This is a genomic window from Pseudomonas sp. RU47 (assembly GCF_004011755.1).
Taxonomy (GTDB): Bacteria; Pseudomonadota; Gammaproteobacteria; order Pseudomonadales; family Pseudomonadaceae; genus Aquipseudomonas.
In genome coordinates this window covers 2,359,252-2,380,333 of the sequence record NZ_CP022411.1, presented here as the reverse complement: position 1 = coordinate 2,380,333, position 21,082 = coordinate 2,359,252, and the positions used below count along the sequence as shown (strand labels likewise).

The following is a 21,082-nucleotide window of genomic DNA, read 5'->3' as shown; positions in this document are numbered from 1 at the left end:
CACCCTCGAAAACCGGGTTGCTCCCATTCGCGAGCAGGCTCGCTCCCACAAGGGATTTGCATCCACCGGGACATTGCCGTTCTGCTACTGCCCCTGCGGTGCCGGTTCCGGTTCGTTGGTCACCCGCAGCAGTCCCCATAACCCGGAGGTATTGCCGTAGGCGCCGTAGTCGCGGAACAGGTAATCCCCCGGTATCGCATTGCTGCCGCCAGCACTCGGAATCATGAAGCTGAAGTGCGCGGCCGGCAGGATGCTTTCGTGGGCGCCGATGTACATCGACATCGGGTTGTAGCCGAAGCGCACCGAGCCCACGCCCGGCGAACCCATCGGATAACCACCGACATCGCTCTTCTCGGCCTGGAACGGGTTGACCGACCAGACATGCCCATCGAGCTGGAACGTGGTGCCACGACTGCCACCGCTTGGCATCAGGATGTGCGTCCGCAACGGCTGCCCCGGTTTGGCATACAACACCGGCGTCTGCGGATCGCCGCCGACCAGCGCATTGCTGTAGGCCATGTGCGCATTGACCATATCGCCATAACCCGCGCCATCGGCATGCCCGAACGGTGCATCCGGGGCGAGGCCGAAGCGATACCACAGCGGTTCGGTCTTGTAGTTGATCGCCATGCTCGAGTTGTCCTGCGGATCAGTCGGCACGCCGAAGCCCTCAGCGGCAATCCCTTCCACCGGCCGGCCATTGGCCCAACGGGTGTTCAACGCCTTGTGCCAGACCATCGCAAAGTCGCGGTAGCTGGTCTGCCCAGGCGCCGTCACCGTGGCGTTGACCTTGCGTGCATCGTCAACCCAGGTCGCGCCGATCGGCAGAATGCTCATCGCACCACCGAGGCCTTTTTGCGGCTGCTTGATCACGTCCGCCGGGGTGATGTTCAAGCCGCCGAACTCGACCGCCGTGGCGTTGATGTTGTCGACACTGCGGCCCAGTTGAGTCACCGGTTTGCCTTCACGCTCCAGATGCCCGGCGTAGTACTGATAGGTACGGGTCGGGTACGCGCCGCTGCTGCCGACACGCGGTGGCACGGTCTGGATCGGGTTGGCGCCGACGTTGGCGCCGTCGGATTTGGTGATGTCGTACGCCAGCAACTGAGCGTGCAGGCCGACGTGGCTGGACGGCCGCATCAGGTTGTTGCTGAAGGTGGTCGAGCCCAGACCGCTGTTGCGATCACGTTTGACCATGCCTTGCATCACGGCAGTCTGGGTCAAGTCAGGCATCACGCTCGGCAGACGGTTTTCCAGGGTGATGTTGAGGCAGTCCCCTGCCGCCGCACGCAGCACCAACGGCTCGACCGGGATGCCGGGTTTGAGCTTGCCACTGACCGGATCGAGATCGGATTTGCGCACATACAGAATCGCGGTCGGATCATGCAGCGGCCCGCTCTGCCCGCCGATGGTGATGGTTTCGCCATCCTCCGGATCGGTCACAGTGACTTGTGGAATGCTCACCGTGCGCGAGTTCAGCACCAGGGTGCCGCCCGCTGGATTCAGCGGCCCGCCGACATGCTGGCCAAGACCTTCGGGATCGCCGATGGTCAGGCCCAGCGTATTGCCGAGGATGTCATTGGCCAGCGCCGCAACCACTTCATAGTTGCGCTGCACGGTTGGCCGGGTGCCAATGCCGTTAGGGTTGGCGCCATAGCGCGGGCAACTGCCCTCGAACGCCACGGTATTGCGCATGCCCGCCGGGCTCGGGTTGTTCGGGATGGCGAACAGGTCGGCGCGTTTGGCGGTGTAGTTGCGCATCACGCCCCAGATTCCGCTCCAGTAGCCTTCGATCGAAGCGTCCATCGAGTACAGATAGTCGCCCGTGGTCGCCGCCGAACTGGACAGCATCGACACCGGCGCAATGAAGCCCATCTGCTCGGAGATGCCGATCATTTGCGACGCGCGCCAGCCGGAGTTGGAGCTGTTGCCGAAACCGGAACCGCTCTGCAGCCATTTCACACCGTGCAGGGTGACGTTGTGCTCTTCTTCATGGCCGCCGGCATGCACCCGCAGCCGCACGTTGTCGCCGGTATAGGTGCGCAGCATCGGTGTGAACGGATCGCCCGGTTCGGCGCCGCCCTTGTTGATGTGTGGCGGGAACAACGTGGTGCCGCCGGTAGGGCCGGTCGCAGAGGTGAGCAGATTCGGCGCCAGGTTCATCGCCGGAATTGCGCGGTCGGTGCGGCTTTGCATGGCGAACGACAGATCACCACCGAGGCCGTCGGCCTGCATGCCGCGCTTGCCGTCCGGGCCGACCTTGTTCGGGTCGTACACGCGCAGGGCCAGCGGTTCGTTGCGATAGTTGACGACGAACATGCCCGGGTCATCCACCGAGATCGCCTGCGGACATGGCCGGCTCGGGCAGCCCGGGACCTGACCGCCCTGCACTTCCAGTACGCCTTCAAGCAGGTTGCTGGCGTTGTTGCGCACCGGCGGGTTGATTGCGTAGCGGAAGCTGTCGGCGGTGGCCGGGAACGCCTGCGCATTCGGTACACCGTTAGGGCCGGCACCGACGTAGACGCCAGCTTCATAGGCGTGCTGGAAGTCGCTGTACTCGAGGAAGAACTCGCGGAAGCTGTCGTTCTTGCCGTCGCCATCGAGGTCACCGGTGTTGATCACTGCTTGCCACGACGTCGGCCCGCCGTCCTGACGCGCGCCGCTGTACAACGGCTCGCCGGTTTCGGCGTGGAACCAGGTGGAACCGGCCGGCTCTGCAAGAACGGTGGCGTACAGACCAATCTGCTGGTGCGTCGATGGGCCTAAGTGGTCATGAGTGAAGATCGTGCCGAGGCCGCGATCGACGCCTTTCGCGTTGACCACCGGATCGACGAACCAGCGCTGCATCGCCGTGCGCGCACCGAGCCAATCGGCGCGCCCGTATTGGCCGAAGAACGGATGGTTCTTGGCTTTCGGGCAAGCCTGGGTGCCGTCGCGCGGGTCAGTGCTGGCGCATTGATTGAACTCGCGGATCGCATGAATGCGTTCCTGCACGGCGCCGGGCGAGAGCACGCCGTCCTCATAGTTCCAGCCGTTGGACGAGCCGTCCGCCGAGGTCAGATCCCACTTGGGCAGGTGAATGTGCTGGCCGATCACATCGGTCGGCGTGCGCACCTGATAGTCGTCCATCTCATAGGTGGCCGGCACCAGGTTGGTTTGCTGGTATTGCACGCAGTCGAAGGTGTTCATGCGCATCACCAGCGGCTCTGGCGGACGCTGCTTGGTGATCACCGGCCAGGCGTCTTCCCACAGCGCCAGAATGCGTGCCTGCGGGAAGTGATAACCGACTTTGTTGTACACCGCATCGAACTGGATGTTGGCGGCTTTGTAGATCCGTGGGCGGTCGGCGGTGAAAGTCGAAGCGCCGACAAAGGACATGCCGTCGATGCGCTCGCCGCTGGCGAACTCTCCAGTGCCGGCACTGGCGGTCAGGCGTTTTTGCCGATCGTCCATGCACGGCTCGTAGTACGGCGCGCCGGCCATTGGCAAGGCGCCGTTGGTGCGGAACGCCTTGGCCACCACTTGATTGCCGGGCAGCAAGGCGTAGCTTGGGTGATCTTTTTTCGCGTGGAAGGCCATCGCAGCCTGTTCGACTTCGGTGCCTTCTTCCGGCAGATAAATTGGTTTGGCGCGAGTGACTTCTTTGGAGAAGTCCAGCGAAGTGGTGACGGTGTGCGCTTCGCCACCCGCCGAGACGCCATCCAGTGCATGCCGTTGCAAACCGCCATCCCAACCGCCGGACTGCGCCGGGTCAAGGTTGGCCCACAGCGCTTTGCCGCTGGCCTTGAGCGATTGCGCGGTGGCGGCGTCGAGCATGTCCAGCGGCGGGGTTGGCGGACGTTGGCCGACCGAACTTTCCATGCCGCCGATCCAGAACGGATAGCCAGGGTTTTTCAGGCTGCCGTCGGCGTTGCGGTTGGCTTCGCTGCGATCGACCAGCGCCAGTGAACCGATGGCTTGACCGCCGGCGTTGCCACCATGGTGCTCACCGTCGTCATCGCCCTCTTCTTCGTCATCGTCGTCATCATTGCCGGCGACCAGGGTTTCGCCGATTTTTGGCACCACCACGACTTTGCCGGGCATTGGCGCCATGGCTTTGCCCGGCAGCGGCACAATCGCCGGAATCGGTGTGCCGGCGACGATTTCGCCGTCAGGCAAGGCGCGTGCGCCGGCCGCCGGTTTACCGCTGCGCAAGGCAAACGGTTCGCTGTGATAGCCGTCGGCGCCCTGCTGCGAAACGTCGAGTCGAGTGCCTTCTTCGAACACATCGTGGACCCGCCACATGGCCCACATGCCCTGGGCGAAGTGCGGGTAGAAATGGCAGTGATAGATCGCATCGCCGGCCACGCGGTTGCGGTTGCCCGAACCACCGTTGGCGATTTCATAGGTATAACCGGCGCCCGGGCCGATGCCCTGGGCGTCGACGTAATCGGAATTGTCGTCGTTGGGGTTGAACAGCCACTGATGGCCGTGCAGGTGGAAGATGTGTTGCTCGTGGCCATTGTGGGTATTGCGGAATTTGACGAAGTCACCGATGTAGCTGTGGTTGACGTTCGACGGCTCCGACGGATACAGGGCCATGGTGGCTTTCACGCCGATCTGATCGGCGCGCGGTATCTGGCCGGGGGCGATGTTCTCAAGCCCGGTGTTGGCCGGCACATCCACCAGCATCGCCACATCGCCGACGGTGTGCGAGCTGAGGAAGAATTCTTCATAGGCGCACGACAGGCAGTCGTGCATCGGCCCCACGCCCAAGCGGTTGGCGACCACTTCGGCGCCCATGCCGCCGGAGCCATAGTTGATCATGAACGAGTCGCGGGTCGGCTCCAGCACATGGGCCATCACCGGATCAGCCCAGTACGCCGGGAATGCTTGAGTGGCGGCGGTTTCATCCTGGAATTGCGAGGCAAAATCGCGGAACGCTTCGAGGCGGTTGGGGATTGCCGGGTTGCGTTTGCCGACCGATTCCAGCGGATAGGTGCTGGATGGGAAGCTGCCGTCGGCGTTGCTGCCCATGACAATCGCATCGCTCTCGCTGGAAATGATTTCATTGCCATCGACCATGCCGATGATCGGCGTGCCAGCCTTGCCTTCACGCAACCACGGTTCGCGCTGTGGGTAGCGCGCCTGGTAATCAACGATCGGTTGGCCGGTGGGTGCGCGGCCAGTCGTGGCCAGGCGCATTTCTTCTTCGGTAAGGGTGTTGCGATAGGTGCGACCGCCCTTGGGCAGTACGACAACCTGGCCGAACAGACCGTTGGCAACGTTGCCGGCCGCGCCCTCGCCGCCAAACGTTGCGCCACGGCTACTGACGGCGAATGCGCCTTCACGTTCGGCGAACAAGGTGTAGGAACGGCTCGCGCCGGGAGGCACAAGGGTGTTGGCGTTACGCCCGGTGAACGAAGAAATGTCATCGATGCTGTTCACCGCTTGCAGGCCATTGACCTGGAAACCGACGTGACGATCCGCCACCTGCTCATCGACTTTGAAGTCTTCGGCGCCGTTGGCGTTTTCCGCGCCCTCTTCTTCGCCCTCGTTTTCAAAGTGCTTGTTCGGGTTGGCCTGATAGTCGAGCAGGTTCTGCAAATTGATTGTCAGGCAATCGCCGGCGGCCACGCGCAACACCAATGGCCGTGGACGCTTGTCCGGGCGCAACGAGACTTTGCCCGGCACTGCGGCGCCGCCGTAAGCCAGCGACTGCTCATGTTCATCGACCACATCGCGGCGCAGGGCGAACATCATGCCGTTGATGTTCTGCGCGCCGAGGCGGTTGAACATCAGTGGCTGATCGAAAGCGACGACGTTGGCCACCAGGTTGCGCTCGCAACGTACGGCCGCGCCGGCCAGCTCGACGCTGAGCATCGAGGCCAGAATCAGCAGCCAGTTAATCAGGGACGGAGCGTGAGGAAAGCCAGCCATGATCAGTAACCTCGTAGTGGGTGCTCTTGGGAACACTTCTCGACAAATGCCTCGGAGCAATCCGCGTGCCACAAAAAATTGCATTAGCGTTCAATCAGTTACTGCGGCCACTTGAAAATCCGGGGGATATTCCCCACCCGTTTTCCCCACTTTTCGGGCCTCCACGGTTTGCCCCGAAAGTGGGGGAAACCGGGTTAGGGGTCACAACGGCGCGTCCATCGCCAGGCCCTGCAAACGCCGGTACTGACGCAACACATTCGGTACATATCGCTGGGTTTCGGCGAACGGCGGAATCACCCGGCCACGGCTGAGCACCGCGTCTGGCCCGGCGTTGTAGGCCGCTACGGCGAGGGCGATGTCGTTGTCGAACAGGGTCATCAGGCGCTTGAGGTATTTGGCCCCGCCCTGGATGTTGGCCTTGGGGTCGTAGACGTCGGTCACGCCCAGCTCGCGTGCGGTGTCGGGCATCAACTGCATAAGTCCGCCCGCACCTTTGGGCGAGGTGGCGCCGGGGTTGTAACGGGATTCGGCGTTGATCACTGCGTGCAGCAGCGCTTCGGGTAACTGGTTGACTTTGGCGGCTGCCGAAACCAGTTCTGCGTAGGGCTGATTGGCGATCATTTGCGGCTGCTGATCGAGGCTGGCCACAGGCATTTCAGCCTCGTGGATCACCCGTTCGTAGGTGCGTCCGGGCCGGTGAACGTTGGACAGTACATAGCTGCCCTTGGCATCCACCGAAATGAACACATCGGCCTGCGCGGCGCTGCTGAGCAGCACACAACCAAGCAATCCGCCGGTGAGAAATTTCATGTCGGGCCTCCCCGGATCGACCCCGATAAATTGGGGGAAATGCCCCAATGGCCGATCACGCTTGAGCCATACGCAAGCACTGTGCCGACTCTGGAGATGCCCTGATTACAAGGGTTTCAGCCAATCCAGTGATTTTCAGTGGGGCTGAGCATGGCAATTGCATAAGCCGTTCTGGCGACACGGCTGCCACTCACGGGAGGTCATCATGAAGCTGCAATTTCGTCCGCGTGGCCAACGCGGTTTTACCCTGCTCGAATTGCTCGTGGTGCTGGTGGTGCTCGGCCTGTTGGCCGGGATCGTCGCACCGAAATACTTCGCCCAACTCGGTCGCTCCGAAGTGAAAGTGGCCAAGGCGCAGATCGAAGGGCTGAGCAAAGCGCTGGATATCTATCGGCTGGAAGTCGGCCACTACCCGTCCACCGAACAGGGCTTGCAAGCCTTGGTCATCGCGCCGAGTGACGAGGCGAAATGGACAGGGCCGTACTTGCAGAAAAAACTGCCGCAGGATCCGTGGGGACGTAATTACGCCTACCGCTACCCCGGCGAAAACAGCGAGTACGACTTACTGTCGATGGGCAAGGACGGCCAGCCCGGCGGCGAAGGCGAAAACGCCGAAGTGACCAACTGGCAATGAGCGGAGCGCGGCCCATGCGATTTCATGTGAAAGCGGTCGGCAAGGCGGGCGTGGTGTCCTTGAGTGTGGAGGCGCCGGGTGACAGCGAGGCGCGGTGCATTGCCGAGGATCAGGGTTTACGTGTGCTCAGCTCGCACGCCGACAAGCATTGGCGTTCGCTGAAACTACGCCAGCGCGAGACGTTCAATCTGGTGTTGTTCAGCCAGGAGCTGACCACGCTGCTCAATGCCGGCCTGCCGTTGATCGATGCGCTGGAAAGCCTCGCCGAAAAAGAAACCGCCCCCGCCGCCCGGAAAACCTTGAGTGAGCTGGTACGCCTGCTGTACGAGGGCAAATCCTTCTCGCAGGCATTGGGCCAGTTGTCGGCGGTGTTCCCACCGTTGTACGTGGCGTTGGTGCAGTCCAGCGAAAAGACCGGCGCGGTCGGCGATGCACTGGGCCGTTACGTCAGTTATCGCCAGCGCATGGACGAGGTGCGGCAGAAGATCATCAGTGCCTCGATCTACCCGATGCTGTTGCTGATCGTCGGCGGTGGCGTGGTGCTGTTCCTGATGGGTTATGTGGTGCCGCGCTTCAGTCTGGTGTTTGAAGGCTTGGGCAATAACCTGCCGTGGCTGTCGCAGGTGTTGATGAGCAGCGGCATGTTTCTGCATGCGCATCAGGCTGAATTCTTCGCTGGGTTGGCAGCGATTGTCATCGCCCTCGCCGTGCTGCAAAAGCAACCGGCGTTTCGCCGAGGGCTGGATCGGTTGGTGGAGAAACTGCCGGCGGTGCATCAACGGATTTTCATGTATGAGCTGGCGCGGTTTTATCGGTCGCTGGGGATTCTGCTGCAAGGCGGGATTCCGCTAGTGACCGCCATGGGCATGGTGCGCGGGTTGCTCACCGTGGCTTCACGGGTGCGGCTGGACCAGGCCTGCGAGCGGGTGCGCGAGGGGCAGTCATTGTCCACCGCGCTGGAGCTAAATCACCTGGTGACGCCGGTGTCCCTGCGCCTGCTGCGCGCGGGCGAACAATCCGGCAACCTCGGGCAGATGATGGAACGCAGCGCCGACTTCTACGACGAGGAAATCAGCCGCTGGCTGGAGTGGTTTGTGAAGCTGTTCGAGCCGCTGCTGATGACGTTTATCGGCCTGCTGATCGGGGTCATCGTGATCCTGATGTACATCCCGATTTTCGAACTGGCTTCGAGTATTCACTGACCTCGGGAACGGGGCCGGTCTCTGCAACAACACACTTTTACGTTCCCAACAAGACGGAGAACGATATGCACATTAAAAAGCTCGTGCTCGCAATGGCCATCGGCGCAGTTCTGTCGGCGTCCACCGTGCTGATTCCCGACAGTTTGTCCGGGGTTTCCAGTGCTCATGCCAAGGATGGTGGAAGTGGTGGTGGAGGCAGTGGTGGCGGTAGCGGAGGGGGCGGCGGAGGAAGTGGCGGGGGCGGCGGCGGTCACGGTGGCAGCGGTGGAAATGGTGGGGGCGGAAGTGGCGGCGGAGGCAGTCACGGCGGTGGCGGCAACAGCGGTAGTGGCGGTGGCGGTGGCAACAGTGGCCACAGCGGCAGCGACCACGGCTCGGGGCACTCGGGCGACAGCGCCTCATCCGGCCGCAGCGGCACCCATGCTGAAGCGGGAGATGACCATGGCGTCCACCGCGCTGGTGAAGTCGGTGATGACCACGGGGTCCACCGCGCGGGCGAAGTCGGTGATGACCACGGGGTCCACCGCGCGGGCGAAGTCGGCGATGATCGTGGCGTACATGTCGGCGGCGAGCCGGGCGATGACAAGCGCGCCAACTGATTTTTAGAAGCACCACAAAACCTGTGGGAGCGAGCTTGCTCGCGAATGCTGTGGGTCAGCCAATGATGTTTTGACTGACACAACGCTTTCGCGAGCAGGCTCGCTCCCACAGGGTTTTGTGGCGTGCGCAGATTCCGCAGACGACCACCATCAATTGTAGGAGTGAGCCTGCTCGCGATAGCGGTCATTCAGACACTGAAGCTGTGACAGACAGAACGCTATCGCGAACAGGCTCACTCCTACAGGGTTTTGTGGCGTACGCAGATTACGCAGATGACCCTTATCAAATGTGGGAGCGAGCCTGCTCGCGAATGCGGTGGGTCAGCCAATGATGTTTTGACTGACACAACGCTTTCGCGAGCAAGCTCGCTCCCACAAGGGTTTTGTGGCATGCGCAGATTACGCAGACGACCACCATCAATTGTAGGAGTGAGCCTGCTCGCGATAGCGGTCATTCAGACACTGAAGCTGTGACAGACAGAACGCTATCGCGAGCAGGCTCACTCCTACAGTTTTGATCTGCGTAAGGCTCAGAGAGCGACGTGGCTATGGTTCAGGCGCTCTCGCAAAAATTCAACCAGCGCCTGCACCGGTCTCGAGGCCTGGCGATGTTGCGGGTAAACGGCTGAAAGCGTCAGCGGCTCCGGCCGCAGATCATCCAGCACCGGCACCAGTCGACCATCCTTCAACGCTGCGCCGACAATGAAAGTCGGCAGATAGGTAATGCCCATCCCCTGCACTGCCGCGTCCCTGAGCAACTCGCCGTTGTTCACGCGCATGCGCCCGGTGACATTGACCAACACAGGCTTGCCCTGCCCCGCGTTGAAGCGCCACTGCACCGAACGACTATGCCCGTACGGCAAACAGTCATGGCTATGCAGGTCTTCCGGCTCGAGGGGCGTGCCACGTTCGGCCAGATACGCCGGGCTGGCGCAGTACACCCGTTCGATCGACGCGATGCGTCGGGCAATCAGTGTCGAGTCTTCCAGCACGCCAATGCGCAGCGCCAGATCGTAGCCCTCACCGAGCAAATCCACCGGGCGGTCACTCAAGTCCACCTCGACCGTGACCTCCCGATAGCGCTGCAAGAACAGAGGCAACAGACAGCCCAGATGCGCCACCGCAAACGACAGCGGCGCACTCAAGCGAATCGTCCCGCGTGGCTCGGCGGTTTGCCCGGCGATGCCCTGCTCCACCTGTTCGACTTCGCCGAGCAGGCGCAATGCCGATTCGTAGTAACTCTGCCCCAGCGGCGTCACGTCCAGACGCCGGGTGGAGCGATTCAACAACCGCACGCCAAGACGCTCCTCCAGTTGCATCAAGCGTCGGCTGACGAACTGCTTGGACAGGCCTAATTGATCGGCCGCTGAGGTGAAGCTGCCGGAGTCCATGACCTGGCAAAAAATACGCATGTCTTCGAACGGGTTCATTGTCACTCTCTGGTGGACAGTTAAACGCTTTATAGCCGCTTTTTCACTTTTCGGCAGCTCATTAATCTGTGCTCACGGTGTTGCTGAGGCCTGAAGCCCAGCGCCACAGCAGCCCGCAACCCAGGCATAAAAATTCAAAAACATTCAAAAGGATTTCCACCATGAACATCGTCAAGAAAACCCTCACCGCGTCCCTCCTCGCCCTGTCCATCGGCAACGCTTTCGCCGCCGAAAGCAGCGGTGTCGAACACAACACCCAGGCCTTCCTCAACGCCCTCGCCGCCGGCGGTGGCAAACCACTGGAGCAACTGAGCCCGAAAGACGCCCGTGCAGTGCTGACCGGCGCGCAGGCTTCGGTGAAAGTGGATCTGTCGGGTGTTGAAGTCAGCGACAAGGCGATCAAGGTCGACGGCCAGACGATCAACCTGAAAGTGGTGCGTCCGGCCAAGGTCGAAGGCGAGTTGCCGGTGTTCATGTTCTTCCACGGTGGTGGCTGGGTGCTCGGTGATTACCCGACGCACCAACGCTTGATTCGTGATCTGGTGGTGGGTTCTGGCGCAGTTGCGGTGTACGTCGATTACACGCCGTCGCCGGAAGCGCAGTACCCGACCGCAATCAACCAGGCCTACGCGGCGACGAAATGGGTGGCCGAGCACGGCAAAGATATCGGTGTCGACGGCAAGCGCCTGGCGGTGGCGGGCAACAGCGTCGGCGGCAACATGGCGGCGGTCGTGGCGTTGATGGCCAAGGAACAGAAAGCCCCGACGCTGCGCTTCCAGTTGCTGATGTGGCCGGTGACCAACGCGCAGTTCGACGACGGTTCTTACCAGCAATTTGCCGAGGGCCACTTCCTCACCAAAGGCATGATGCAGTGGTTCTGGGACAACTACACCACCAACCCGGCCGAGCGTGCGCAGATCCATGCCTCGCCGCTGAATGCCAGCGCCGAACAACTCAAAGGCTTGCCTGCGGCATTGGTGCAGACCGCCGAATTCGACGTGCTGCGTGACGAAGGCGAAAGCTATGCGCGACACCTCGATGCGGCCGGCGTGGCGGTGACCTCGGTGCGTTACAACGGGATGATTCATGACTTTGGCCTGCTCAATCCGCTGAGTCAGATTCCTGAGGTGAAAGCGGCCGTGCGTCAGGCGGCGGCAGAGCTGAAGACTCATCTGAATCCATAACAGCAAAAGATCGCAGCCTGCGGCAGCTCCTACATTGGAATACGTTCTCCTGTAGGAGCTGCCGCAGGCTGCGATCTTTTCACTTGCAGACACCGCGGAGCCAAGGTCATGACATTTTTCTACACCCACCTGCTGTCCTGGAGCGCCGCCCTGCTGCTGCTCGACGCCATGCTCTGGCACTTCACGCCCTTCACGCATCGTGCGCCGAAAGTGGGTGTGCGGCTGGTGCTGTTTCTGGCGTTCACGGCGCTGGTGATCAACGCCGGCGTCAGTCCGTTGCAAGCCCCACAGTTTGTCGACGACCGCGTGGCGCAATTGGGTGCGACGGCACTGGGAATTCTCTGGTGGCTGTACGCCGCGCGGGTGCTGACCGAAGTCATCGGCCTGGCGCTGATGCGTCGCATCGGCCACAGCGGCCGTTTGTTGCAGGACGTGATCGGCGCTCTGGTCTTCCTGGTCGCCACCGTCGCCGCGGCCGGTTACGTGCTGGAGCTGCCGGTGAAAGGTTTGCTGGCAACCTCCGGCGTGGTGGCGATTGTTGTCGGTCTGGCGCTGCAAAGCACCTTGGCCGATGTGTTTTCCGGGATCGTGCTCAACACCACCAAGCCGTATCAGGTGGATGATTTCGTGGTGATCGACGGCGTTGAAGGCAAGGTCTTCGACATCGACTGGCGCGCTACGCACCTGCTGACCAGCGCCGGGACCATGGCGGTGGTGCCGAACTCGGTGGCGGCCAAGGCGAAGATCGTCAATCTCAGCCGCCCGAACAACATGCATGGCGTGTCGATCAGCATTCAGGTGCCCAATCACATCCGCCCGCGCCGGGTACTCGATGCGCTTGATCGCACCTTGCAGGGCAGCAGCGCTCTGTTGCTGACGCCAGCGCCGAAAGCCGTGCTGAAAGAGGCCGGTGAAACCATGTCGGAATACGTCGCCAGCGGCTTCATCGCCGAGCTCGGCAAGAAAAGCGAGGTGCGCAATCAACTGTTCGACCTCGCCCACCGGCATCTCGAAGCAGCAGGCATTTCGCGCCACCCGGATGGCGTGATCGAACCGTCGACCCGCGCTCGCGCATTGCTCGATGAAGTGAAAATCTTCCGTTCGCTGAGCAGTGATGAGCGTGATCGCCTGGCGGAATCGATGGTCGCGCAGCAGTACACGGCGGGCCAAGTGGTGCTGGATCTGGATGAAGTGCCGGACAGTCTGTTTGTGATTGCCACCGGCGTGGTCAGCGCGACTGTGCCTGACGGTGACAGCAAGGTCGAGGCCGGGCGCATGGGGCCGAGTGAGGTCATGGGTGAACAGAGCATCCTCGCGGATACACCGTCGCAGGCGACGTTCACGGCGTTGACGTCGAGCATCATCTATCGTCTCGACAAGCACCTCACTCGCGAGTGCATGGAGCAGCGTACGGAGGTGGGTCGGGCGTTGAATAAATTGCAGGCGGTGCGTCAGCAGAACAGTCGCCTCGCGTTGATGGGCAAACCGGTGGCGGTGAGGAAAGGTGGGTTTTTGGGTTGGTTGCAGAAGCGCTGATGCGGGGATTTTAAGATCAAAAGCCTACCCCCTCACCCCAACCCTCTCCCCCAAGGGGGCGAGGGGGAAGGGAGCCGATCTCCGTGTGCTTCAAGTCCGGAGTTCGACTCGATTCCCCAGGTCGGTGTATTCCGAAAGAGCCCCTCGGTCAGTCCCCTCTCCCTCTGGGAGAGGGCTAGGGTGAGGGGCTTTTCAAACTCACACCGAATTACTTGGCAGTGAACTTGGTATAGCTGTTGATCAAATTGCGATAGTTCGGCAGACGCTCCGATAGCAGATGCGCCAAACCTTCCATATCGTTGCGCCAGTCGCCCTGCAGCTCGCACGCCACCGAGAACCAGTTCAGCAGGTGTGCACCCGCCGCCGACATCCGCGCCCACGCCGCTTGTTGCACGGTGGTATTGAACGTGCCGGACGAGTCAGTCACCACAAACACTTCATAGCCTTCAGCAATCGCCGACAAGGTCGGGAACGCCACGCAAACATCCGTCACCACACCGGCAATGATCAGTTGCTTGCGCCCGGTGGCCTTGATCGCTTTGACGAAATCTTCGTTGTCCCAGGCATTGATCTGGCCCGGGCGCTGAATGAACGGCGCATCCGGGAACTGCTCACGCAGCTCAGGCACGATCGGGCCGTTGGGGCCGGCGTCGAAACTGGTGGTCAGGATGGTCGGCAGCTTGAAGAACTTGGCGATGTCGCCCAGCGCCAGCACGTTGTTCTTGAATTCGTTCGGGGTGAAATCCTGGACCAGCGAGATCAGGCCGGTCTGGTGATCGACCAGCAGTACAACCGCGTCATCTTTGTTCAGACGTGTGTAAGGAACGCTCATGGGAAAACTCCTGATGGACGGATGGATGAAGCGTGAAACGCCGACCGGATGGCCGGCGCTTTAGGGGAAATCAGAAGGCGAAGCAGGAACAGCCAAACGCGCCCCAGAAACCAGCGAAGTCGCTGACCGGCGCGTTCGACATTCGCGCCTTTTCATGGCTGTGCGTATGCACCGCGCACGGCCCGCTGCACTGGTGAACCTGCGCCTGCAATGGCGAATTCGGCCGCCAGTGACCTGGGACTTTCACCACCGGTGACCAGTCCGGCAGCACTGGAATCGAGCGCGGGCCAAGGTCTTCAAAATCGCCGGCCGCGTAGACAATCTTGCCGCCGACCACGGTCATGACCGATTCGATCCACTTGATCGCTTCTTCCTCGACATGGAAGAAGTCCGCGCTCAGCGCCGCCAGATCCGCCAGTTGCCCGACCTTGATCTGGCCCTTCTTGCCCTGCTCCGAGGAGAACCAGGCACTGCCATGAGTGAACAGTTCCAGTGCGGTGGTGCGCGGCAGACCTTCTTCGTACAGCGCCAGACCACCGACGGTGCGGCCGCTGACCATCCAGTACAGCGAAGTCCACGGGTTGTAGCTGGACACCCGCGTCGCATCGGTGCCGGCGCCGACCGGTACGCCTTCGGCGAGCATGCGCTTGATTGGCGGTGTGGCCTCGGCGGCTTGCTTGCCGTAGCGGTCGACAAAGTATTCACCCTGGAACGCCATGCGATCCTGAATCGCGATGCCGCCGCCCAACGCCTTCACACGTTCGATGTTCTGCGGGGTGATGGTTTCGGCGTGGTCGAAGAACCACGGCAAGCCGTTGAACGGAATGTCGCGATTGACCTTCTCGAACACGTCGAGCATGCGGCTGATCGATTCGTTGTAAGTCGCGTGCAAACGGAACGGCCAGCGTTGCTCGATCAAGTGGCGCACCACCGGCTCCAGCTCTTCTTCCATGGTTTGCGGCAGGTCCGGGCGCGGTTCGAGGAAGTCTTCGAAATCCGCTGCCGAGAACACCAGCATCTCGCCCGCGCCGTTGTGACGCAGGAAGTCGTCGCCCTGATGCAACTTGACGCTGCCGGTCCAGTTCCGGAAATCGCTCAGCTCTTCTTTCGGCTTCTGGGTGAACAGGTTGTAGGCGATGCGCACGGTCAACTGGTCGTCTTTGGCCAGTTGTTCGATCACCTGATAATCGTCCGGGTAGTTCTGGAAACCGCCGCCGGCATCGATCGCACTGGTCAGGCCGAGGCGATTGAGTTCGCGCATGAACTGACGGGTCGAGTTCACCTGATATTCCAGCGGCAGCTTCGGCCCCTTGGCCAGCGTCGAGTAGAGGATCATCGCGTTCGGTCGCGCAACCAGCATGCCGGTCGGGTTGCCGTTGCTGTCGCGGACGATCTCGCCACCCGGCGGGTTTGGCGTGTCGCGGGTGTAACCGGCCACGCGCAGCGCGGCGCGGTTGAGCAGCGCGCGGTCGTACAAATGCAGGATGAACACCGGGGTGTCCGGTGCGGCCTGGTTGATTTCTTCGAGGGTTGGCATGCGTTTTTCAGCGAACTGGAATTCGTTCCAGCCACCGACCACGCGCACCCATTGCGGGGTCGGCGTGCGGTCAGCCTGATCCTTGAGCATGCGCAGCGCGTCGGCCAGCGACGGCACGCCTTCCCAGCGCAGTTCGAGGTTGTAGTTCAAACCGCCACGGATCAGGTGCAAGTGCGAGTCGTTGAGGCCGGGGATGACGCAGCGGCCGTGCATATCGACCACTTGCGTGTTCGGCCCGCGCAGGGCCATGGCCTGGTTGTCGTTGCCGACGACGACGAAGCGGCCGTCAGTGATCGCCACGGCACTGGCCAGCGGTTTGGTGCGGTCAACGGTGTGAAATTGGCCATTGAACAGAATCAGATCGGCGCTCATCGCAGTTCCTCAAGCAAAGTGAAAAGGAGCAAACCCCGCGCGCTCAGCGTGGCGAGGTTTCTTGGGAATCGAGGTGTTCATGGGCCTGGCTGGCTTCGAGCCACGGCGTAAACAAACGGGTGACCGGCGGCATCACCACGTACACCACCGACAGAACGATGGTCAGGGTGATCAGGAACGTGGCGACCACGTAGTTGGAAAGAAGCGGATGCAACGCCAGCAACGGCCCCCAGATCAACGGCACGAGCAAGGTGTGCGGCAGAATCACCAGCAGCGTGACCACTGCTTGCTTCCAGCGCGGCGGCGGCGAAGCGGCATCGGCCAGTGGTGTAAACCAGAATTCCTTGATCGGCGCGACTTCAGTCTGATCGCCATCAGCCAGCATCGGCGCGGCTTCGGCGACCAGCGCCTGACGCTGCGACGACTCCAGCCACCCCTGCATCGCTTCAGTGGAGCTGAAACGCAGCACGCAAGTGTAAAAATCGAGACGCCCGCGCTTGCCGCGCACCACGTCCACACCCAAATGCCCCTCACGCTGCCCCGCCACGCGGACGATATTGCGCAGCCAGGCCTCATACGCTGACTCGAAACCGGCCTTGACCCGGTGTTTGATGATCAACGTGACCGTCTCATCGGCCCCCGGTGACTGTGGATTGAGGACTTCAGGCATAACGCAACACTCCGGGCAAACGAACAGAAATCGCCAGCCGTCCCGGCCCGGCGATCAACACAGTGGTAAACACGATCAGCAGCAACCAGCCGAACTGCCCTTCGGCCACACTCCATTGCGGATGCACGACCAGCAACGCCACCAGCAGCACAAAGAGAATAGGCACGCAGGCCAATCGCGCCAGTAACCCGGCGACGATCAGTAGTGGACAGAGGACTTCGGCGAAGATCGCCAGGATCAAGGTGAGGTGAGAACCGAGGTGGAACGGGTCTTCAATCAATTGCAGTTGCGCGGTGAAGTCGAGCAGCTTGGGCAAGCCGTGGACCCACAGCAGAAACAATCCGCCGCTGACCCGCAGGAACAGCAAACCGATGTCGCGTGCCAGTTCATCTGTTGAGGCATTCATGACCCGACCCTTGAAATGTCATTGGCTGGAATCATGCCAATGATGGTCGGGAGGAAATTGGATGGGTGTGCTCAGTTCTACGGCATTGATCGTTCCCACGCTCTGCGTGGGAATGCAGCCCGGGACGCTCCGCGTCCCTTCCAGAGCCGAACGCGGAGCGTCCGTTGAGGCGTTCCCACGCAGAGCGTGGGAACGATCAGTGGTCAGGGTTAGCCTGGCAACTCCAGGTTATCCAGCACCCGGTTCACCGCCAACTCACCGAGCATGATCAACTGCGCAATTCCCAACAACGCCCGGCGCTGCGGTGCGGGCAACAGGTGGGCGACATCCTGGGCGATGGTCTTGGCCGAGGCGAGTGTTTCGCTGGCATCGGTCAGCAGTTCCTCGTTTTTGGTGTCAGCAGTTACCGCGTACATGCCGCGAGTTCTGCGTGGAGGTGGTGTGGAGCCGGGTGGCAGGAGGTAATGGTCGAGGGCGCGGTCGGCGGCTTCGTGGAGTTTTCGGGAATCGATGGATTCGTAGGGGGATGTGGGGTCGATGTCTGGTGGGTTGGGTGTAACTTTGAACATGGTGAATCTCCTGCCCTGGGTTAACCACCATGACTTGTCGCTAAACAAATAATGGTGGCAGCTGCACGCAGGTTAGCGAACCGGGAGGAACAGGAACCCGGCAGACCCGAAGGCCTCCCGCGCGCAGCCGCCATAACATCAATTGCAAAAAGACAATCTGCAAAGACGTAGGGTGCACTGTGCGCCTGTATCCAATTCGGGTCGCTAAACCCGATCGCTGAACTATTCAGCGACCACCAAACGATAGAGACCCGACCACAAGCGCACAAGCCGGCGGATTCTGGCGTAGCTGTAGGCAAAGGCGCAAGGTTGCGTAGCCTGAAAGAGTGTCTGAGGGTGTTGCTTAAACAGCGATGTTTAAAGCACCGAAAATCTATGGATCACACCGAGCCAATGTGGGAGCGAGCCTGCTCGCGAAGGCGTCGGGTCAGTTGATAAATAGTTTGAATGACACACCGCTTTCGCGAGCAGGCTCGCTCCCACAGGGGGTGTGCTTAGGCCGGTGGCTCGAGGTTATCCAGCACCCGATTCACTGCCAGCTCACCGAGCATGATCAACTGCGCAATCCCCAACAACGCCCGGCGCTGCGGCGCGGGCAACAGGTGAGCGACGTCCTGGGCGATGGTTTTGGCCGAGGCGAGTGTTTCGCTGGCGTCAGTCAGCAGTTCCTCGGCTTTGGTGTCGGCAGTTACCGCATACATGCCGCGAGTTCTGCGTGGAGGTGGTGTGGAGCCGGGTGGAAGGAGGTAGTGGTCGAGGGCGCGGTCGGCGGCTTCGTGGAGTTTTCGGGAATCGATGGATTCGTAGGGGGATGTGGGGTCGATGTCTGGCGGGTTGGGCGTGACTTTGAACATGGTGAATCTCCTTTTTAGAGCCGGGATCACCACGTCCTGTCGCTAAACAGAATGGGTGGCGACCGTATGCAGGTTAGCGAACCGGTAAAAAGGCAACCCGGTAGACCCGAAGGTCTCCCGCATACAGCCGCCATAGCGAAGTGCAGACGATAGCCTGCAACGAAGCATGGAGCGCTGATGCACTTTTTTGGTCCGAGTCGCTAAACCCGATCGCTGAGTTTTCAGCGACCACCAAACGATAGAGACCCGACCACAAGCGAACAAGCCGGCGGATTCTGGCGTAGCTGTAGGCAAAGGCGCAAGGATGCGTAGCCTGAAAGAGTGTCTGAGGGTGTTGCTTAAACGGCGGTGTTTAAACCACCAACAACTCAAGCATCACACCAAACCAATGTAGGAGTGAGCCTGCTCGCGATAGCGGTTTAGCGGCCACCATCATCTATGACTGACGAACCGCTATCGCGAGCAGGCTCACTCCTACAGGGGATCGATGTGTTTGTGAGATTTGCGCAGGGATTTAAATCGGCGGGATATCCAGCGGCGCCGCCATGAACTGGCTGATCCGCGAGCGCAGCCATTTCTCCGCCGGATCGTTGTCATGCACCCCGCTCCAGGCCATCGACAATTGCGCCGCATCGATCGGGAACGGCGGATCTTCGGCGCGCAACGCACAGCCCTCAACCAGCGCGCAGGCAGCGTAATCAGGCACGGTGGCGATCATCTCGGTGCCGGCGAGCAAGGCGCGCAAGCCGCTGAACTGCGGCACGCCGAGGACGACGCGGCGGCTGCGTCCGACCTTGGCCAGGTCCATGTCGATGTTGCCGCTCAAGTCGCCGGAGAACGACACCATCGCGTGTGGGCGCTCGCAGTATTCGTCCAGCGTCAGCGGCCCCGGACGGTCGTCGCCGCGCAGGACTTTGCAGGGAATGTCGCGCAGTTTTTTGCGCTTGGCGTTGGCCGGCAACTCAGTGGTGTAACTGACGCCAACAGAGATTTCTCCAGAGGCCAACAGTGCCGGCATCAACAAGTAATTGGCGCGGCGCACGACCACGACAATCCCCGGTGCCTCTTGTTGAAGCTGACGCAACAACGGCGGAAACAGTCCGAACTCAGCGTCGTCCGACAAACCGATACGAAACACATCACAACTGCTCGCCGGCTCGAACTCCTTGGCCCGGCTGACCGCGCCAGAAATTACGTCCATCGCCGGTTGCAGCTCCTTGAGAATCGCCAGCGCCCGCGCGGTCGGCTCCATGCCGCGACCGTTGCGCAGCAGTAACGGATCGTCGAACAGATCGCGCAAACGCCCCAACGCAGCACTGACGGCCGGCTGGCCCATGAACAGTTTTTCGGCGACGCGGGTCAGGTTCTTTTCGAACATCAGCGCTTCGAAAATCACCAGCAGGTTCATGTCGACGCGACGTAGATCGTTACGGTTCATGGGCATGTTTTCCTTTTCGGTGTCAGCTGTTTTTGCGGGTGGGCGCTGCGCACTTTACTCGATTAACGGCACCTTGGCCGCGCGCTTGTACGGACCGTATTCCACGGGCATCCACTGAAAGTGTTTGCCTTGCGCGGTGATGTGACCGATGCCCGGGAACGGCAGGTGCGCCGCCGTCACCCACGTCTTGCTGGCCACCGCCGCACTGAAGACTGCCTGACGCGCGTTGATCGCTTGCGCACTGTTGACATCAAAGCCGATTGACACTTCCGGATGTTCAAACTGCACAGCCAGGTTATGCACCAGATCCCCCATGAAAACGATGCTCTGATTCTGCGAGGTGAAACGGTAGGTAGTGCTGCCCGGCGTATGGCCGGCTTCGAGTGTCGCTTCGACTATTCCCGGCAACGGCGACTGGCCAGCGGCGAACGTCTTGAAGCGCCCGGCGGCGACGTAGGCCGCCGTGGAGTCTTGGGCGATCTTGAAAAACTCTTTGGCGCCGGCCGGCGCTTTGGCCAGCGCGGCCGGATCGAGCCAGTAATCCGCTTCCGCCTTGGCAGCGTACACCGTGGCATTCGTGAACAATGCTTGTTTCTGTGCATCGACCAGACCACAGACATGATCGAGGTGCAGGTGCGTCAGCAAGATCGTATCGACCTGCTCTGGCTGGTAGCCGGCCGCCCGCATATTCGCCAGGAGCTGCCCGGCGGTGGCGCCAATGCATTGTCCGGCGCCGCTGTCGACCAGAATCAGTTGCTTGCCGGTATTGACCAGAAACGCATTGAACGCCGTCTGGACACCCGGGGTTTCAATCGAACGGCGTGCCAGCAGCGCACGAATCTGGCCCTGACTCATGCCCTGCAACAGCTTCGGTGACAGGTCGTTGTAACCATCGAACAACGCGGTGACCTCATAATCCCCCAAGGCCAGGCGGAAATAGCCCGGCGCCTGAGTGCCCTGCTGTGGTGCCTGCGCCATGGCGCTGGACGTTGCCAGCGCGAACGTCAGCGCCGCCGCTGCTTTAAAGATGCCTTTCATTTGATTTCCCCTGGACCTGCCGATTGCGACGCCCCATCGGTTCGCCACGCTT

Annotated in this window: 16 protein-coding genes; 5 read left to right on the top strand and 11 right to left on the bottom strand. The window is 61.3% G+C overall.

The features are described 5' to 3' along the window. Positions 1-84 precede the first annotated feature (84 nt). Positions 85-5,919: a manganese-oxidizing multicopper oxidase MnxG gene (gene mnxG / locus CCX46_RS10850; protein ID WP_127926648.1), complete on the bottom strand. Its 5,835-nt coding sequence runs from the start codon at positions 5,917-5,919 to the stop codon at positions 85-87. Between the two features lie 201 nt (positions 5,920-6,120). After that, entirely contained in the window at positions 6,121-6,729 is a 609-nt protein-coding gene (locus CCX46_RS10845) for a lytic transglycosylase domain-containing protein (protein WP_127926647.1), read from the bottom strand. 205 nt (positions 6,730-6,934) lie between these two features. On the opposite strand from CCX46_RS10845, the gene gspG reads away from it, so the two are divergent. From gspG to CCX46_RS30780, 3 genes are all read left to right on the top strand, one after another. Next, entirely contained in the window at positions 6,935-7,363 is a 429-nt protein-coding gene (gene gspG, locus CCX46_RS10840; RefSeq protein WP_095120156.1) for a type II secretion system major pseudopilin GspG, read from the top strand. A gap of 14 nt (positions 7,364-7,377) precedes the next feature. Further along, the gene (locus tag CCX46_RS10835; protein ID WP_127926646.1) at positions 7,378-8,565 is read left to right on the top strand and encodes a type II secretion system F family protein; all 1,188 of its coding nucleotides are present in this window, start codon (positions 7,378-7,380) and stop codon (positions 8,563-8,565) included. Positions 8,566-8,630: 65 nt separating this feature from the next. Then, the gene (locus CCX46_RS30780; protein ID WP_202978064.1) at positions 8,631-9,164 is read left to right on the top strand and encodes a hypothetical protein; all 534 of its coding nucleotides are present in this window, start codon (positions 8,631-8,633) and stop codon (positions 9,162-9,164) included. 530 nt (positions 9,165-9,694) lie between these two features. Here the strand turns inward: CCX46_RS30780 and CCX46_RS10825 are convergent. Further along, positions 9,695-10,594: a LysR family transcriptional regulator gene (locus CCX46_RS10825; RefSeq protein WP_127926645.1), complete on the bottom strand. Its 900-nt coding sequence runs from the start codon at positions 10,592-10,594 to the stop codon at positions 9,695-9,697. Between the two features lie 161 nt (positions 10,595-10,755). On the opposite strand from CCX46_RS10825, the gene CCX46_RS10820 reads away from it, so the two are divergent. Continuing rightward, positions 10,756-11,778 carry an alpha/beta hydrolase gene (locus CCX46_RS10820; protein ID WP_127926644.1) on the top strand — a complete coding sequence of 341 codons (1,023 nt, stop codon included), beginning with the start codon at positions 10,756-10,758 and terminating at the stop codon, positions 11,776-11,778. A gap of 108 nt (positions 11,779-11,886) precedes the next feature. After that, on the top strand, positions 11,887-13,314 hold the full coding sequence (locus CCX46_RS10815; protein ID WP_127926643.1) for a mechanosensitive ion channel family protein: 1,428 nt from the start codon (positions 11,887-11,889) through the stop codon (positions 13,312-13,314). Between the two features lie 208 nt (positions 13,315-13,522). Here the strand turns inward: CCX46_RS10815 and ycaC are convergent, their stop codons facing one another. From ycaC to CCX46_RS10775, 8 genes are all read right to left on the bottom strand, one after another. Then, positions 13,523-14,146, bottom strand: coding sequence for an isochorismate family cysteine hydrolase YcaC (gene ycaC / locus CCX46_RS10810; protein ID WP_007913541.1), 624 nt, complete (start codon positions 14,144-14,146; stop codon positions 13,523-13,525). 70 nt (positions 14,147-14,216) lie between these two features. After that, positions 14,217-16,055 (bottom strand): amidohydrolase, encoded by a 1,839-nt coding sequence (locus CCX46_RS10805; RefSeq protein ID WP_127926642.1) that lies wholly within the window; start codon positions 16,053-16,055, stop codon positions 14,217-14,219. Between the two features lie 43 nt (positions 16,056-16,098). Further along, complete coding sequence (locus CCX46_RS10800) at positions 16,099-16,725, bottom strand: antibiotic biosynthesis monooxygenase (RefSeq protein ID WP_127926641.1); 627 nt, start codon at positions 16,723-16,725, stop codon at positions 16,099-16,101. Continuing rightward, complete coding sequence (locus CCX46_RS10795; RefSeq protein WP_127926640.1) at positions 16,718-17,131, bottom strand: DoxX family protein; 414 nt, start codon at positions 17,129-17,131, stop codon at positions 16,718-16,720. Before CCX46_RS10795 ends, CCX46_RS10800 begins: the two co-directional genes overlap by 8 nt. Before the next feature lie 209 nt (positions 17,132-17,340). Then, a complete protein-coding gene (locus CCX46_RS10790; RefSeq protein WP_127926639.1) occupies positions 17,341-17,700 on the bottom strand; it encodes a DUF6124 family protein in 360 nt (119 codons plus the stop codon). A 494-nt stretch (positions 17,701-18,194) separates the two neighbouring features. Next, positions 18,195-18,554: a DUF6124 family protein gene (locus CCX46_RS10785; RefSeq protein WP_016987821.1), complete on the bottom strand. Its 360-nt coding sequence runs from the start codon at positions 18,552-18,554 to the stop codon at positions 18,195-18,197. A gap of 514 nt (positions 18,555-19,068) precedes the next feature. Continuing rightward, entirely contained in the window at positions 19,069-19,992 is a 924-nt protein-coding gene (locus CCX46_RS10780) for a LysR family transcriptional regulator (protein WP_077572059.1), read from the bottom strand. A gap of 54 nt (positions 19,993-20,046) precedes the next feature. After that, positions 20,047-21,030, bottom strand: a complete 984-nt coding sequence (locus tag CCX46_RS10775) for an MBL fold metallo-hydrolase (RefSeq protein WP_127926638.1) — start codon at positions 21,028-21,030, stop codon at positions 20,047-20,049. Positions 21,031-21,082: the final 52 nt, after the last annotated feature.